The sequence below is a fragment of the Mycobacterium simiae genome (genome assembly GCF_010727605.1).
GTDB lineage: Bacteria > Actinomycetota > Actinomycetes > Mycobacteriales > Mycobacteriaceae > Mycobacterium > Mycobacterium simiae.
In genome coordinates, this window is the sequence record NZ_AP022568.1 from 125833 (window position 1) to 141007 (window position 15175).

General features: G+C 67.8%; 15 protein-coding genes. 8 read left to right on the forward strand and 7 right to left on the reverse strand.

What is annotated here, in order from left to right:
* Nucleotides 1-31: 31 nt before the first annotated feature.
* Nucleotides 32-1372 (forward strand): lipase family protein, encoded by a 1341-nt coding sequence (locus tag G6N33_RS00510; RefSeq protein ID WP_044511557.1) that lies wholly within the window; start codon nucleotides 32-34, stop codon nucleotides 1370-1372.
* A gap of 24 nt (nucleotides 1373-1396) precedes the next feature.
* Here G6N33_RS00510 and G6N33_RS00515 read toward each other — a convergent pair whose 3' ends face one another.
* Genes G6N33_RS00515 through bioB form a run of 3 tightly spaced genes read right to left on the reverse strand, consistent with a single transcriptional unit; the run spans nucleotide 1397 to nucleotide 3336 of the window.
* Nucleotides 1397-2014: a DUF2567 domain-containing protein gene (locus G6N33_RS00515; protein WP_231382727.1), complete on the reverse strand. Its 618-nt coding sequence runs from the start codon at nucleotides 2012-2014 to the stop codon at nucleotides 1397-1399.
* A 32-nt stretch (nucleotides 2015-2046) separates the two neighbouring features.
* Complete coding sequence (gene bsaP / locus G6N33_RS00520) at nucleotides 2047-2274, reverse strand: biotin synthase auxiliary protein BsaP (RefSeq protein ID WP_044511555.1); 228 nt, start codon at nucleotides 2272-2274, stop codon at nucleotides 2047-2049.
* Nucleotides 2275-2286: 12 nt separating this feature from the next.
* Complete coding sequence (gene bioB, locus G6N33_RS00525) at nucleotides 2287-3336, reverse strand: biotin synthase BioB (protein ID WP_044513329.1); 1050 nt, start codon at nucleotides 3334-3336, stop codon at nucleotides 2287-2289.
* A 136-nt stretch (nucleotides 3337-3472) separates the two neighbouring features.
* On the opposite strand from bioB, the gene G6N33_RS00530 reads away from it, so the two are divergent.
* The 4 genes from G6N33_RS00530 (at nucleotide 3473) to G6N33_RS00545 (ending at nucleotide 7317) form a co-directional block, all read left to right on the forward strand.
* Complete coding sequence (locus tag G6N33_RS00530) at nucleotides 3473-3652, forward strand: hypothetical protein (protein ID WP_044511553.1); 180 nt, start codon at nucleotides 3473-3475, stop codon at nucleotides 3650-3652.
* Nucleotides 3653-3744: 92 nt separating this feature from the next.
* A complete protein-coding gene (locus G6N33_RS00535; RefSeq protein WP_044511547.1) occupies nucleotides 3745-5592 on the forward strand; it encodes a hypothetical protein in 1848 nt (615 codons plus the stop codon).
* Between the two features lie 4 nt (nucleotides 5593-5596).
* A complete protein-coding gene (locus G6N33_RS00540; protein ID WP_044511545.1) occupies nucleotides 5597-5971 on the forward strand; it encodes a hypothetical protein in 375 nt (124 codons plus the stop codon).
* Between the two features lie 50 nt (nucleotides 5972-6021).
* Nucleotides 6022-7317: a hypothetical protein gene (locus G6N33_RS00545; protein WP_231382726.1), complete on the forward strand. Its 1296-nt coding sequence runs from the start codon at nucleotides 6022-6024 to the stop codon at nucleotides 7315-7317.
* Here the strand turns inward: G6N33_RS00545 and G6N33_RS00550 are convergent.
* The 4 genes from G6N33_RS00550 to G6N33_RS00565 all read right to left on the reverse strand — a co-directional run bounded on the left by G6N33_RS00550 (nucleotide 7314) and on the right by G6N33_RS00565 (nucleotide 11120).
* Complete coding sequence (locus tag G6N33_RS00550) at nucleotides 7314-7820, reverse strand: 2'-5' RNA ligase family protein (protein ID WP_044511542.1); 507 nt, start codon at nucleotides 7818-7820, stop codon at nucleotides 7314-7316. The genes G6N33_RS00545 and G6N33_RS00550 overlap by 4 nt on opposite strands.
* On the reverse strand, nucleotides 7820-8500 hold the full coding sequence (gene bioD, locus G6N33_RS00555) for a dethiobiotin synthase (protein ID WP_044511540.1): 681 nt from the start codon (nucleotides 8498-8500) through the stop codon (nucleotides 7820-7822). The genes G6N33_RS00550 and bioD overlap by 1 nt, the downstream gene beginning before the upstream one ends.
* A complete protein-coding gene (locus tag G6N33_RS00560; protein WP_044511538.1) occupies nucleotides 8497-9645 on the reverse strand; it encodes an 8-amino-7-oxononanoate synthase in 1149 nt (382 codons plus the stop codon). Before G6N33_RS00560 ends, bioD begins: the two co-directional genes overlap by 4 nt.
* Nucleotides 9646-9815: 170 nt before the next feature.
* A complete protein-coding gene (locus G6N33_RS00565) occupies nucleotides 9816-11120 on the reverse strand; it encodes an adenosylmethionine--8-amino-7-oxononanoate transaminase (protein ID WP_101528858.1) in 1305 nt (434 codons plus the stop codon).
* A gap of 161 nt (nucleotides 11121-11281) precedes the next feature.
* On the opposite strand from G6N33_RS00565, the gene G6N33_RS00570 reads away from it, so the two are divergent.
* The 3 genes from G6N33_RS00570 (at nucleotide 11282) to G6N33_RS00580 (ending at nucleotide 15072) form a co-directional block, all read left to right on the forward strand.
* Complete coding sequence (locus G6N33_RS00570; protein WP_044513327.1) at nucleotides 11282-11677, forward strand: hypothetical protein; 396 nt, start codon at nucleotides 11282-11284, stop codon at nucleotides 11675-11677.
* A 332-nt stretch (nucleotides 11678-12009) separates the two neighbouring features.
* On the forward strand, nucleotides 12010-12795 hold the full coding sequence (gene ripD / locus G6N33_RS00575; protein ID WP_044511535.1) for an NlpC/P60 family peptidoglycan-binding protein RipD: 786 nt from the start codon (nucleotides 12010-12012) through the stop codon (nucleotides 12793-12795).
* A gap of 102 nt (nucleotides 12796-12897) precedes the next feature.
* Nucleotides 12898-15072 (forward strand): acyltransferase family protein, encoded by a 2175-nt coding sequence (locus tag G6N33_RS00580; RefSeq protein WP_101528857.1) that lies wholly within the window; start codon nucleotides 12898-12900, stop codon nucleotides 15070-15072.
* Nucleotides 15073-15175: the final 103 nt, after the last annotated feature.

The following is a 15175-nucleotide window of genomic DNA, read 5'->3' on the forward strand; positions in this document are numbered from 1 at the left end:
AAAATGCCGGATGGCCTAGAAGGGACCCTGAATGGTTGAATTCGGCAATTTGGCGGGCACCGATGGTGCGGACTGGATCGGTCGGCCGCCACACGAGGAATTACAGCACAAGGTGCGTCCACTGCTGCCCTCTGACGACCCGTTCTACCAGCCACCATCGGGTTTCCAGCACGCAGAACCCGGTACCGTGCTGCGGTCCCGCGACGTCGAACTGGCGTTTCTGGGCCTGATCCCACAACCTGTTTCGGCCGTCCAACTGCTGTACCGGACCACGGAGATGAACGGCAAACCCGACGCCGGCGTCACCACGGTGATCGTGCCGACCGAGCGGGTGGGCGGGCAGAACAGCCCGCTTTTGTCGTATCAGTGCGCCATCGACGCCATGTCGTCGCGCTGCTTTCCGTCCTACGCGCTGCGACGTCGGGCCAGGGCCTTCGGCTCGCTGGCCCAGCTGGAGTTCTTCCTGATCGCCGCGGCCGTCGCGGAAGGGTGGACGGTGTCGGTACCCGACCACGAAGGCCTGCTCGGCATGTGGGGCGCACCGTACGAGCCCGGTTACCGCACCCTGGACGGCATCCGGGCCGCAATGAACTCCGACCGAGTGCCCTCGACATCGGCGGCGCCGGTGGGATTGTGGGGGTATTCCGGCGGCGGCCTGGCCAGCGCCTGGGCCGCTGAGATGTGTGCGGACTACGCGCCCGAACTCGACATAGTCGGGGCGGTGCTCGGCTCGCCGGTCGGCGACCTGGGGCACACCTTCCGGCGACTCAACGGCAGCTTCCTGGCGGGGCTGCCGGCGATGGTGGTGGCCGCGCTCGCCCACATCTACCCCGGCCTGAACAGGGTGATCACCGAGCACACGAACGACGAGGGACGCGAGCTGCTGGACCGGCTGGAGTCCATGACGACAGTCGAGGCCGTGTTGCGGATGGCCGGCAAGAACATGGGCGACTACCTCGACGAGCCGCTCGAGGACATCCTGTCCACGCCCGAGGTCTCGCAGGTGTTCGACAGCATCAAGCTCGGAGTGGCCACCCCGGCACCGCCGGTGCTGATCGTGCAGGCGGTGCACGACTATCTGATCGACGTCCATGACATCGACGCACTGGCGGACGCCTATTACGCCGGCGGCGCCGACGTCACCTACCACCGTGACGCGTTCAACGAGCACATGTGCCTGCACCCGCTGTCGGCGCCGATGACGCTGCGTTGGCTCACCGACCGGTTCGCTCGGCGGCCGCTGAAGGACCACCTGATCAGAACGACCTGGCCGACGGCGTTCAACCCGATCACCTACGCCGGCATGCTGCGGCTGGGCGTGATCGCGGCCAAGGTGCTCACCGGCCGCAGGATCCGCCGCCGGCCGCTCTAAGCCGCCGGACACCGGTGGAGGCCCCTAGAAGACCGGAGCTTGCGGCGTCGTCGGCAATGTAGTCGACGGCTGATGGGGCGACCCAGAACTGCCCAGGTCGTCATGCGGGCTGGCTGCCGCCAGCACGGCGTAGACCAGCGCCGCGACGCCCGCGGGCCACAACAGCGTGAGGGCAATCTGCAACGGACCCGCTCCGAAGAACACGGGCGGCGCCTGGACGACGTAGGCGACCGACGGGCTGCCCACCAACGGCACCCGATCGATATCCAGCGCGCCGTAGCGGGTCAGCACCAGCACTGCCCCCACGCCCGCGGCCAGCGCGGCGGCCAGCACCATGCCGCTCACCAGCCCCAGAACCATGCCCGGGCCACGCAGCCGATGCCATTGCCAGGCCAACACTGGCGCCACCACGGCCAGCACGCTCAGCAGACCCAGCATCAGGCACGGCACGTCGAAGAAGTGCTCGGATTCGGTGCCCAGGTACTCGTGCACCCGCTCACCCGCGCGCGTCATCGCCACCACCAAGTGGATCGGCGGGGCCATCCACGCCCACAGCGCGCCCACCAACACCCCGCTCGCCGCGAAGCCAAGCGTCGCAAGAACAAGCGTGCGCCTGCCCGACCGGGTTGCCACGCCCTCGATCTCAGGAGTGGCGGCCAGGCCCCCGGGTGCGGTCACCGCTGCGTCTCCAAGTCTGTCGAGTCCACCGCGCCGTGCCGCGAGCACCGCGCTCGCCAGCCGTCGGGGCGAACCTGAACGATCATCCGGCGCCCGCATTGGGCACAGAACCGCGGAGGTTCAAGGCCCAATTGCGCCGCCGTCGGCACGACCGTGCCCCCCAACTCTCCGGTGTAAACGTTGTATACGCCGGCGCTGACCGGAGCGCCCAGATCGCGAACCACGCTTCCAGTGTCTTACAGGGTGGCGTTCAACGCCTTGATCGGCATCTGCAGATCCTCGAGCAGCTCCAGATCGGATTCGGCGGGACGGCCAAGGGTGGTCAGGTAGTTCCCGACGATCACGGCGTTGATGCCGCCCAGGATGCCCTGCTTGGCGCCCAGGTCACCCAGGGTGATCTCGCGGCCACCCGCGAACCGCAGCATGGTGCGCGGCAACGCCAACCGGAACGCGGCCACCGACTTCAGCGCTTCGCTGACCGGCATCACCTCAAGGTCGCCGAACGGCGTGCCGGGCCGCGGGTTGAGGAAGTTCAACGGCACCTCGTCGGGGCCCAATTCGGCCAGGTCGGCGGCGAACTCCGCGCGCTGCTCCAGCGTCTCACCCATGCCCAGGATCCCGCCGCAGCAGACCTCCATGCCGGCGTCGCGCACCATCGTCAACGTCTGCCAGCGCTCTTCCCAGGTGTGGGTGGTCACCACGTTGGTGAAGAACGAGCGGGCGGTCTCCAGGTTGTGGTTGTAGCGGTGCACGCCCATTGCGGCAAGCTCGTCGACCTGCTCGGCGGTCAACATGCCCAGCGAGCACGCGACGTTGATCTCCACCTCGTTGCGGATCGCCTCAATTCCGGCGGCCACCTGCGCCATCAGCCGCTTGTCCGGGCCCCGCACGGCGGCCACAATGCAAAATTCGGTGGCACCGGACTTCGCGGTCTGTTTGGCGGCCTCGACCAGACTGGGAATGTCGAGCCATGCGCTGCGCACGGGCGAGGCGAACAGACCGGACTGGGAGCAGAAGTGGCAGTCCTCGGGGCAACCGCCGGTCTTGAGGCTGATGATGCCCTCGACCTCGACCTCCGGGCCGCACCAGCGCATCCGCACCTCATGCGCCAGCGCCAGCAGTTCCTCGAGCCGCTCGTCGGGCAGGAGCAGCACCTGCAGGACCTGGTCGCGAGTCAGTCCCTCGCCACCCTCCAGCACCTGCTGCCGGGCTACCGTCAAGATGTCTTCCGGGATGTCTCCGCCGTGGCCGGCCTCCGCCGTGGGTCGAGTTGCCGCTTGCGTCACCAAGTACTCCCCTGCATATTTATCGCGCCGCACCTGCGGTCACATCAGCCACAGCGTCGTGGCAGCCTGAACGAAACGGTGTTCAAAGAAGGGTAACGGCCGCAGTAGGACGAGCCCGTTGGGGTATACCGCCATCATGTCCACATCGCATGTCGAGCTCCTGGCACACCACATGTTGCTGCTGGCGGCTCCGGCGTTCCTGCCTGCGGTGGTCGTCGTTGCGGTAATCCTGTACATCGCGCTGCGGGACCGGCGCGCCGGGCAAACCGACGATTCCCGTCAGCCGGACGACATTCCGGCCGAAAAGCGTGATTAACCGCCTCGCGATTGGGGCATTACACCTTGACCAGTGAACTTACCTGCCGGTAATAAGTGATCTCCTGGGACGTCCCGGCGCAGAGGGAGGACATGACGATGGTGTCAGAAGGGTCTAGGACGCTACCGCTTCTCGCCGAACCGGCGGCGCGCGGCGCCGGACTCAATCAAGTAATTGGGCTTTCGGTCGCTGCCATGGTCATCACGCTGGCCATGCTGTGGGTCGGTTACGCCCATCGGACTCACCGGATCCAATGGCTGACGCGGGTGGCCGACAAGCTCGGGGAGAAATTCCACCGACCCAACTGGGTGGCACTGCCGGTGCTGATCTTCACCACCTCGATCATCTGCGCCCTGTTCGGATTCATCTGGGACGTCAGCTGGCACATCGGCAACGGCCGCGACCCGGGACCGCTGGCCAACCCGGCGCACTACTTCATCATCATCGGTCTGTTCGGGGTGTTCTTGGGCGGCGTGGTCTCGATGGTGATCCCGTTCGAAAAACCCGGTCCGGCGGCGGTGCGCATCACCCGCAACTGGCACGCACCGGTCGGCGGTGTGCTGATGGCGGCATGCGGGCTTTACGCGATGATCGGATTCCCCCTCGACGACATTTGGCACCGAATCTTCGGTCAAGATGTGACCCTTTGGGGCCCAACGCATTTGATGATGATCGGCGGGGCCTGCTTCTCGCTGTTCGCGGTGCTGATGCTGGAGCGTGAAGGCGAAGCGGTGCAGGCGATCGAGGCAGCGCACGGCGCGTTCATCACCTTCCTGCGTTACCTATCCTTCGGCGGGATGTTCATCGGCCTGTCGGTGTACCAAATCGAATACGACTTCGGCGTCGAACAGTTCCGTCTGGCGTTGCAGCCGATGATGATCGCCTTCGCCGCCGCGCTGGCCGCCGTGGCCGCCCGGATCACCATGGGCCGCGGCGCGGCGATCATCGCGGCATTGTTCGCCATCGCGCTGCGCGGCCTGGTCGCCTTGCTGGTAGGCCCCGTCCTGGGTGCGCCGATCAACTGGTTCCCGCTGTACCTAGGCCCCGCGCTGGTGGTCGAGCTCGTCGCGCTGACTCCATTATTCAAGCGCCCCGTCGCCTTTGGGGCCGTCTCCGGTCTTGCCGTGGGCACCGTCGGACTATGGCTGGAGTCGCTGTGGATCGGGGCCGTGTACCACTACCCGTGGCCGGTCAGCATGTGGGGCGAGGCCCTGGCGATGGCGGTGCCGGTGGCGGTGCTCGCCGGAACCTGCGGCGCGCTGTTCGGCATGGTGCTTACCGGCCAGCGGCTGCCGCGGCGCTCGGTCGGCATCTCGATGGTGGTGGCGACCGTCCTGGTCATCGGTGGCGCGGCGGCCAACGGCCTGCACATCGTGGTGCCGCAGCAAGCCAAGGCAGCCATCACGCTCACCGAGCTGCCCAGCCCGCCCGGACAACGGATGGTGTCGGCCGACATCCAGTTGACACCGACGAATCTCGTTGGGGACCAGCCGGATTGGGTGACAGTATTGTCCTGGCAGGGTCGGATGGAAAACCATCGTGGGCTGATCATCGACCGGCTCGAAAAGGTCGGCCCGGGCCACTACCGCACCACCGCGCCCGTTCCGGTCTGGGGTTCATGGAAGACGCTGCTGCGGATTCAGGACGGCTACACGATGACCGGCGTCCCGATTTACGAACCCGCCGACGACGCAATCCCAGCGCCCGAGGTTCCTGCGCTGTCGTCGATCGACCGGCCGTTCGTGCCGGAGATCACCATCCTGCAGCGCGAGCGCGACCAGAACACACCCGCGTGGTTGTTCACCGCCGGGGGCATCGTGGTGCTGATCCTGTCGCTGCTGGTGATCGCCGGTCTGACCTGGGGCGCGGGCCGAATCAACAATGCGTTGTCCGAACCCGAACCGGTCGAGCAGAAGCAGCCGTTGCCGCGGGCGGCGTGAGGCAATGACGTTACCGACGATGCGCGGCACGCTTATTGCGGCGTGGGTGACGGTGTTGACGTCGGCGGTGGTGGGCTGTGGCGGCAAGGCCGACCAGGCCGCCACGCCCGGCGCGCTAGACATCAACGTGACGATCGCCCACGGTCAGGTCGACCCGACGAACGCAACGTTGCAGGCCAAGGTCAGGCAACCCATCACCCTGCACGTCGCCAGTGACGTCACCGACGAGCTGCACGTGCACTCGGTGCCCGACCATAAGTTCCAAGTCGCGGCCCAGCCCGATCAGGTCTTCCGCTTTACCGTCGATGTCCCCGGCAATGTCGACGTCGAGCTGCACCATCTGGACCGCACGATAGCGACCATTCACGTCCAGCCGTGACCCTGCTCGCACACGGTTTGGGTGGGTCGAGCGATCTGCCGGTGCCGTACATGTACGCGATGGTGGGTGCGGCGTGGGCGCTGACCTTCACCTTCGCCCTGGTCGCCTTCGCGTGGAAGCGCCCGCGGTTCGACCCGGACGCACCCGGACGCCCGCTGCCGGCGTGGGTGACGACGGTGGTCGATGCGCGCGCCACCCGCTGGACGGTGGCGGGTCTAGCCCTCGCGTTCGCGGTGTGGGTGGTGTTGGCCGGGCTCTGGGGTCCGCAGACCCAACGCAACGCCTTGTTGGGGGCGTTCTACGTGCTGCTGTGGGTCGGGCTGGTGGCGCTGTCGCTGGCGTTCGGTCCGGTGTGGCGGGTGCTTTCCCCGGTGCGGTCGCTGTATCTGCTGTTGCGTCGCGTGGTGCCGGAGGCGCTGGGCCGCCCACGGGCCGCCTATCCGGAGAGTTGGGGGTACCGCCCGGCCGCGGTCGGTTTGTTCGCCTTCGTCTGGCTGGAGCTGGCGAGCCCGAACTCGGCGTCACTTCCGTGGGTGCGCGGCTGGCTGCTGGTCTACACGGTGGTGCTGTTGGCCGGGTCGTGGCTGTGCGGGCAGCGATGGCTGGCCCGGGCCGACCCGTTCGGCGTGTACAGCATGGCGGTGTCGCGGCTCTCCCCGTTCCGCCGCTCGGCGCAAACCGGACGGATCGTCGTCGGCAACCCGTTCGATCATCTGCCGTCGCTGCCGGTCCGCCCTGGCGTGGTTGCCGTGCTCGCGGTGCTGCTCGGTTCGACGGCGTTCGACAGCTTCTCGTCGTCGCCGACGTGGCGCAACTTCGCCGACGGGCTGTCCCGGTCGGCCCACGACGTGCCGACGACACTGATGTCGTCGGCGCTGCGAACGGCGGGCCTGCTCGTTTTCATTTCGGTTGTGGCGCTGAGCTTTTCACTCGCGGCGCGGGCGACCGGCGGAGTGGACCGGGCACAGCGTCGTGCGTTGCCCGGGCAGCTGGCGCACTCCCTGATCCCGATCGTGGTGGGCTACATCTTCGCCCACTACCTGTCCTACCTGGTGGAGCGCGGCCAGCAGACCGTCATCGCTCTCGCCGACCCGTTCGGTCACGGCTGGAATCTGCTTGGGCTGGCACATCTGCAGGTGGCCTACGTGCTGTCCCAGCATCCGCCGGTGCTGGCCGCGATCAAGGTGATCTGCGTGGTCACCGGGCACATCGTCGCAGTCATCGCGGCCCATGACAGAGCGCTGGGCCTGTTGCCGACCGGGCACCAGCTCACCGGCCAGCTCACCATGATGCTGGTGATGGTCGGCTACACCTTCACCGGCTTGTACTTGCTGTTCGGCGGCTAGAGCAGGTGTTCGACGCGCTTGTTGCCGTCCCAGCGGCGCAGGCCGGCGAAGCTGCCCTGCAGTTGAGTCGGCCGGCCCGCGATGCGCAGTGCTCGGCCCAGCTGGGCGCCACCGACGCGCCGGGCAACCGTGACGTGAGCCGTCCACTGCCCGGGCAGGCTGTTGGGCATCGCGGCAGGCAGCAGGTGCGGACGGCACAGCCGGTGTACCTCGGCGTGCAGCGCCAGCAGCTCGATGCTGGGTACCACCAGCCGAGCGAACACGGCGCTGGAGCGGCCGAACAGCAGCGGCGCGCCGACCAGCGCGTCGATTGGCAGTCGTGCGGCGACCGGGCGCAGCAGGTCGTCGACGTCGGCGACGATGCTTTCGGCAACCGCCAGCGTGACGTGCGGACGGCTGACCGGGGCCTGGCTGGGAATGCCGGCACTAGCCAACTCATCCCAAATCCGCCGGATCGCGGCCTCGGTGTCGTGGTCGAAGACCAGCTCGATCGAGTGCACCATTAGCCGGCCAGCGCGGTCACCCAGTCGCGGTCGAACGCCGCGGTGCTCATTGCCGCGAACTCGTCGGCGCTCATTGACCCGGCCCCGGCGGGCAGCGCGGCCCGCACCGGCGCCAGCCGCCCCAGCGCCGACCGGTTCGACGTCTCCACCACGCCGGGCCGTCGCGGCCAGCTTCCAATCACCAATCCTGCGCAAGGGACTCCATGTCCGGCGAGCGATTCCAGAGTCAGCGCGGTGTGGTTCAGAGTGCCCAGTTCCGCGGTGACGGTGACCAGCACCGCGGCCCCGAGATCCACCGCAAGATCGCGCAGCGTGAAGCCGGCCGCAGCGAGTTCGACGAGCAGCCCGCCCGCGCCCTCGACCATGGTCAGTCGCCCGGGCCGGTCCAGGTCGCGGATGAGCCGCACCACGTCGTCGCGGGTAGGCAGCGCCATGCCGGCATGTTCGGCCGCGGCGACGGGCGCCAGCGGCTGGGGGTAGCGCGCCAGCCCGGCCGCCTCCGTCACGCCGGACAGCCGGGTCACCTCGGCCAGGTCGTCGTCCCCGGAGTCGGTGCCGGTCTGCACCGGCTTACACACCGCGACGTCGATCCCCGCCAGCCGCGCATGGCAGGCCAGTGCGGCCACGGCGACCGTCTTCCCCACTCCCGTGCCGGTTCCGGTGACCGCCAGGACGGTCAACGGCGCGCCACGGCCAGCACGTCGGTCAGCACGCGCCGCGCCACCTCCAACTCGGCGGCATCCAGGGAGGCGCGCGCCGACAGCCGCAGCCGTGACGTCCCGGCGGGCACCGTCGGCGGCCGGAAGCAACCCACCCGCACCCCCGAGTCCAGGCACGCCGATGCAGCGGTCAGCGCAATCTCGGGCTGACCGAGGATCACCGAGACCACCGCTGACTGCGGGATGTCCGGCACCTCGCAGATACAAGCCAGTTCCCGGGCGTGCCGCAGCACCGCCTCGGGTCGCCAAGCCTCGGCCCGCAGCACCCCCAGCGCGGCCAGCGCGGCACCGACGGCGGCCGGTGCCAGGCCGGTGTCGAAGATAAACGGGCGGGCGGTGTCGATCAGGTGTGCGCGCACCTCGGCGGGTCCCAGGACCACCCCGCCCTGACTGCCGAGCGCCTTGGACAACGTCGTTGTCATCACCACGTCGGGCGCACCGGCGAGGCCGACTTCGTGCAGCAGGCCGCGCCCCCCGCCGCGCACGCCCAGCCCGTGGGCCTCGTCGACGATCAGCAGCGCCCGGTGACGGCGGCAGACGTCGTGCAGCTCGTGCAGCGGCGCGAGGGCCCCGTCGGCGCTGAACACCGAGTCGGTGATGACGACCGCCCGCTCCTCGTCGCGGGAGGCCAGCGCCGATGCGACCGCGTCCACGTCGCGGTGGGGTGTCACCAGCACCCGCGCACGCGACAGCCGGCACGCGTCGACCAGGGACGCGTGCGAATACGCGTCGGAAACCAGCAGCGAGCCGGGACCCGACAGGCCGACGACGGCGCCGAGGTTGGCGGTGTAGCCCGACGAAAACAGCAGACCGGCGGCGGCCCCGACGTATTCGGCAAGCTCGGCCTCGAACTGTTGGTGTAACTCGGTGTCGCCGGTGACCAGCCGCGAACCGGTGGCCCCGGCACCCCAGATCCGCAGCGCTGCGACGCCGCCGTCGATCACGTCGGCATGCTGGGACAGACCGAGGTAGTCATTGGAGGCCAGGTCCAGCTCGGTGGCCACCGCCGGGCGTGGCCGCAGCGAACGACGCAGGCCCGCCTGCCGGCGCTGTTGTTCCACCTCATCCAGCCAGGCCAGCGGCGACGTCGTGTGGGTCGGTGTCATCGCGGTTCAGCCTAATGGCGATCGCCAGCGCGGCGACGCCGGGCGCAGCGCATCGCCACCATCAAGCCCCGCGGCGATCGCCAGCGCGGCGACGCCGGGCGCAGCGCAGCCACCATCAAGCCCCGCGGCGATCGCCAGCGCGGCGACGCCGGGCGCAGCGCATCGCCTGGTTAGCCAACGAGACGTGCCACCTCGACCATGGCCGAGGTGATCTGGGCGATCTCGGCGGGCCCGCAGATGTAGGGCGGCATCGCGTAGATCAGGTTGCGGAACGGGCGCAGCCAGATGCCGTGGTCGAGCGCCGCCGGGGTGGCCACGGCCAAGTCGACGGGCTTTTCGCATTCGACGACACCGATGGCCCCGCACACCCGCACGTCGGCGACGCCGGGCAGGACACGCGCGGCCTCGAGCCCGGACGCCAGGCCCGCCGAGATGTCGGCGATGCGCGATCGCCAGTCCTGTTCCAGCAGCACCTCCACGCTGGCCACCGACACCGCGCAGGCCAGCGGGTTGGCCATGAACGTCGGGCCGTGCATCAGCGCGCCGGCCTCCCCGGTGCTGATCGTGTGAGCGATGTCGGTGGTGCACAGCGTGGCCGCCAGGCTCAGGTAACCGCCGGTCAGGGCCTTGCCGACGCACATGATGTCCGGGCTGACGCCGACATGGTCGGCGGCGAACAACTGCCCGGTGCGACCGAATCCGGTGGCGATCTCGTCGAAGATCAGCAGCACCTCGTGCCGATCGCAGATGTCGCGCAAGTCGCGCAAGTAGCGCGGATCGTGAAACCGCATGCCGCCAGCGCCCTGGACGACGGGTTCGACGATCACCGCCGCCAGCTCACTGGCGTGCCGGGCCAGCTGCTCCTCGAACGCCGCACCGTAGGCCGCGTCATATTCGCGGGGCACCTGCGGCGCGAACACTTGCCGCGCCAGGATGTCGGTCCACAGTGAGTGCATGCCGCCGTCGGGGTCGCAGACGCTCATCGGGGTGAAGGTGTCCCCGTGGTAGCCGCCCCGCCAGGTCATCAGCCGGTGTTTAGCTGGGCGTTGCCGGCTGCGCCAGTACTGCAACGCCATCTTGACCGCGACCTCGACCGACACCGAGCCCGAGTCGCTGAAGAACACCGTCTCGAGGCCGGCCGGGGTGATGTCCACCAGCAATTGCGCCAGCCGGGCCGCCGGCTCATGGGTCAGGCCGCCAAACATGACGTGATTCATGGTGTTCAACTGGCTGGCCAGTGCCGCATCCAGCACCGGATGCCCGTGCCCATGGATCGCCGTCCACCACGAGCTCATCGCGTCCAGCACCTCGATCGGGGCGCCTCCAGTGACCAGCCTCAACCAGGGGCCGCGGGCGCCGACCGCGACCACCGGCGTGACGGTTTCACTGCCAATGGTGCTGTAGGGATGCCACAGGTGCGCGGCGTCGATGGCGCTGATTTGCTCGGGCGTCAACCCGGATCTTGCCGCAGGCATAGAGACCGAGCGTAAAGCAGCCGGCTCGCACAAAACCCGGCCATCGGGGAGCATCTATCGGCATGGCATTGCCCTACCCGTTCGAGGACCCGCACGCTGGCGACCGCCCCGGCCCCCGGCGCGCATCCCCTCAGCCGGACGGCGCGGTCGAATTCCAGCCAATGCCCTACGGCGACAACGACACTGATGCCGCGAAGACTCGCGTCGTGCGGGTTCGCGTGGCGCCCTGGGACTTGATCGCGACGGTCACTTTGGTGGTGCTGCTGGTTGTCCTGGCAACGGCGACGACGTGGCCGACCCGGCTGTACGGCTTCCTCAGCGAGGTGTGCTCGGACGAAACGTGCGGGATGGTGCCCTTCCAGATTGACGTTTACATCTACCCGGTGGTGTGGGGCGGTATTGGCGCGGCAATCGCAGCTGCCGGGATCGGCCCGTTCGTTTCGCTGCTCAAGGGCTGGTACATGTCCTTCTGGCCGGTGCTGTCGCTGGCGATCATCATGGTCAGTTCCGCCATCGGCGACTCGCTCACCGTGTTCAGTTCCCGTTACTGGCACTGACCGCAACCGGTCGTGCGCCCGTTGCGATCGGGTACCGGCGTGAGACCGAAATCACAACTGCGGATAAAGATTTGGGCTCGGCGGTCTCCGTCCGGTCACGGTCCGACAAAAAATCTTTCGTGGAGCTCAGCAGCTATTTTCGGGTGCGCGCTTCTGTTGTAAAAGTGTCTGTAGTGACTGGTGTGACTCACCGGGTTAACCGACTGATTCACGTCCCCGCAAGGAGGCGGCGTTCGACCCTCGGGTCGTCGCGAGTCATCGCACGGCGGCCGACGCGACCTACCGCGCCGAGGCCTTGACCCGACAGAGTTCAGGAAGGGCGGAACTCCCCCATGAAGCGCATCTATTCGTTTGCTGTCGGCCTCGCCATCTTGGCGGCGCCGATGGCCACCGCCCCGGTGATCGCCGCGGCCGACCCCGGTATCCGGGCAACGGACTACCAGCAGGTCACTGACGTGGTGATCGCCCGCGGCCTGTCGCAGCGCGGCGTGCCGTTCTCGTGGGCGGGCGGCGGGATCAACGGCCCCACCCGCGGCACCGGCACCGGCATCAACACCGTCGGCTTCGACGCCTCCGGCCTGATGCAATACGCCTACGCCGGCGCCGGCATCAAGCTGCCGCGGTCCTCCGGGGCGATTTATCGGGTCGGGCAGAAGGTGCTGCCGCAGCAAGCACAGAAGGGTGACCTGATCTTCTACGGTCCCGAAGGCACTCAAAGCGTCGCCATGTACCTGGGCAACAACCAGATGCTCGAGGTAGGTGACGTCGTCCAGGTGTCGCCAGTGCGTACCAACGGCATGACGCCGTACCTGGTCCGGGTCCTCGGCGCGCAGGCGCCGCTGCAAACACCGCTGCAGCAGGCGCCGGTGCAGCAAGCGCCGGCCCAGCAGGCGCCCCTGCAGCAGCCGCCGACCCAGCAAGCGCCGACGCAACAGCTCCCGGCCCAGCAAGCGCCGTTGCAGCAACCTCCGGTGCAGCAGGCCCCGTTGCAGCAGCTCCAGGGCCAAGCCCCGCTGCAGCAACCGGCACAACCCCAGCTGCCGCAGCTGCCGCAAATGCCGCAGCTACCGAACCTGCAGGCGCTGTTGCAGCCGGCACCGACGGGTACCACGCAGTAGGTTCACAGCCTCCCGAACACCGCCACCTGCTCCGCTGGACCGCCTCGCCGAAAGGCACATGGTCAGGCGCAGGTGGCGGTTTTCGGTAAATTAACGGTGACCATGCAGATCTCGTCACCGTCTCCGCACTCCGCCGCTGCCGCAAACCCGGCCGCTGGCGGCGCGCCGACCAAGGGGTCTCAGGGGTTCTACCGCTACGACCTCGACGGCTTGCGCGGGATCGCGATCACGCTGGTCGCGATGTTCCACATTTGGTTCGGCCGGGTCTCCGGCGGTGTGGACGTGTTCCTGGCACTGTCCGGATTCTTCTTCGGCGGCAAGATCCTGCGCGCCGCGCTCAACCCCGCGGTGTCGTTGTCCCCCGTCGCGGAGATCACCCGGCTGATTCGCCGGCTGGTTCCGGCCCTCGTCGTGGTGTTGGCGGGGTGCGCCGTGCTCACCATCCTCGTGCAACCGCAAACACGCTGGGAGACGTTCGCCGACCAGAGCCTGGCCAGCCTCGGCTACTACCAGAACTGGGAGTTGGCGAACACCGCATCGGATTATTTGCGTGCCGGCGAAGCGGTGAGCCCGCTGCAACACATCTGGTCGATGTCGGTCCAGGGACAGTTCTACGTCACCTTTCTGTTGCTGATCTTCGGCTGCACAGTGGCGTTCCGCCGCCTGCTCAAGGCGCACCTGCGCACCCTGTTCCTGGTGCTGCTGAGCGTGCTGACGGTGGCGTCGTTCGGCTATGCGATCTTCGCGCACGCCGACGACCAGGCGGTCGCCTACTACAACAGCTTCGCCCGCGGCTGGGAGCTGCTGCTGGGCGCACTGATCGGCGCGGTCGTGACGTACATCCGGTGGCCGATGTGGCTGCGCACCGCCGTCGCCACGGTCGCGCTCACCGCAATCGTGTCCTGCGGGGCGTTGATCGACGGCGTCGACGAATTCCCCGGCCCGTGGGCCCTGGTGCCGGTCGGGGCCACCATGCTGATGATCCTGGCCGGGGCGAACCTGGGCGCTGGCGGCACCGGCGACCGAATGCCGGTGCCCAATCGGCTGCTGGCGACCCGGCCGCTGGTCGACCTGGGCGCAATCGCCTACTCGCTATACCTGTGGCACTGGCCCCTGCTGATCTTCTGGCTTTCCTACAGCGGCCACAAGCACGCCAACTTCCTCGAAGGCTCGGTAGTGCTGTTGATCTCCGGGATGCTGGCATACCTGACCACCCGCCTCGTCGAGGACCCGCTGCGCTACCGCGCGCCGCAGGGATCGCAGCGGGCGACGGGCACGCCGTCCAGGCCCTGGTGGGCGGGATGGCGCCGACCGACGATGGCGTTGGGTTCGTTGGTCGTGTTGCTGGGCATCACCCTGACCGCCACCTCATTCACCTGGCGTCAACACGTCACCGTGTTGCGGGCCGCGGGCAAGGAACTCAGCGTGCTCAACCCGCAGGACTACCCCGGCGCCCGCGCCCTCACCGAACACGTCCGGGTACCCAAACTGCCGATGCGACCCAGCGTCTTAGAGGTCAGGGACGATCTGCCGGCCTCTACCCCGGACGGCTGCATCAGTGACTTCGTCAACCCGGCGGTGGTCAACTGCATCTACGGCGACCAAGCCGCTTCCCGGACAATCGCGCTGGCCGGCGGCTCGCACGCCGAGCACTGGCTGCCGGCACTGGACCTGCTTGGACACGCCCACCACTTCAAAGTTGTGACATATCTCAAAATGGGCTGTCCGTTGTCGACCGAGCAGGTCCCGCTGATCATGGGCAACAACGCCCCCTACCCGCAATGTCGCGAGTGGGTGCAACGCACGATGGACAAATTGGTCGCCGACCGACCCGACTACGTCTTCACCACCACCACTCGCCCGTGGAACATCAAAAGCGGTGACGTGATGCCCGCGACATACATTGGCATCTGGCAAACGTTGTCCGACAACAACATTCCGATCCTCGGTATGCGCGACACCCCGTGGCTGGTCAAGAACGGTCAACCGTTCGACCCCGCGGACTGCCTAGCCAAAAAGGGTGCCACTGTGGCATCCTGCTCGATCAAACGCTCCGAGTTGCTCTCCGACCGCAACCAAACCCTCGACTTCGTCGAGCAGTTTCCGCTTCTCAAGGTGCTCGACATGTCAGATGCCATCTGCCGCACCGACGTTTGTCGACCGGTCGAAGGAAATGTGTTGATCTACCACGGCGCTCATCACCTGACCCCCACCTACATGCGCACGATGGCCCACGAGCTCGGCCTTCAGATCGCGGCCGCGACCGGCTGGTGGTAGCTCAGCCAGGACAGTCCGCCGCGGATAAGGTCGAATAGTGCCGTCAACCAATCCGGGTTCCGATCCGGCCGCAGCTTCGGGTGCTGCACCGGCTCAGCCCACA

Bases quoted from the DNA above. Each gene is read 5' to 3' on its own strand.
- G6N33_RS00545 (WP_231382726.1), top strand. From the start codon at position 6,022: ATGTACGCGATGGTGGGTGCGGCGTGGGCGCTGACCTTCACCTTCGCC.
- G6N33_RS00565 (WP_101528858.1), bottom strand. From the start codon at position 11,120: ATGCCTGCGGCAAGATCCGGGTTGACGCCCGAGCAAATCAGCGCCATC.
- G6N33_RS00570 (WP_044513327.1), top strand. From the start codon at position 11,282: ATGCCCTACGGCGACAACGACACTGATGCCGCGAAGACTCGCGTCGTG.
- G6N33_RS00580 (WP_101528857.1), top strand. From the start codon at position 12,898: ATGCAGATCTCGTCACCGTCTCCGCACTCCGCCGCTGCCGCAAACCCG.
- G6N33_RS00560 (WP_044511538.1), bottom strand. From the start codon at position 9,645: ATGACACCGACCCACACGACGTCGCCGCTGGCCTGGCTGGATGAGGTG.
- G6N33_RS00540 (WP_044511545.1), top strand. From the start codon at position 5,597: ATGACGTTACCGACGATGCGCGGCACGCTTATTGCGGCGTGGGTGACG.
- G6N33_RS00530 (WP_044511553.1), top strand. From the start codon at position 3,473: ATGTCCACATCGCATGTCGAGCTCCTGGCACACCACATGTTGCTGCTG.
- G6N33_RS00510 (WP_044511557.1), top strand. From the start codon at position 32: ATGGTTGAATTCGGCAATTTGGCGGGCACCGATGGTGCGGACTGGATC.
- G6N33_RS00550 (WP_044511542.1), bottom strand. From the start codon at position 7,820: ATGGTGCACTCGATCGAGCTGGTCTTCGACCACGACACCGAGGCCGCG.
- ripD (WP_044511535.1), top strand. From the start codon at position 12,010: ATGAAGCGCATCTATTCGTTTGCTGTCGGCCTCGCCATCTTGGCGGCG.
- G6N33_RS00535 (WP_044511547.1), top strand. From the start codon at position 3,745: ATGACGATGGTGTCAGAAGGGTCTAGGACGCTACCGCTTCTCGCCGAA.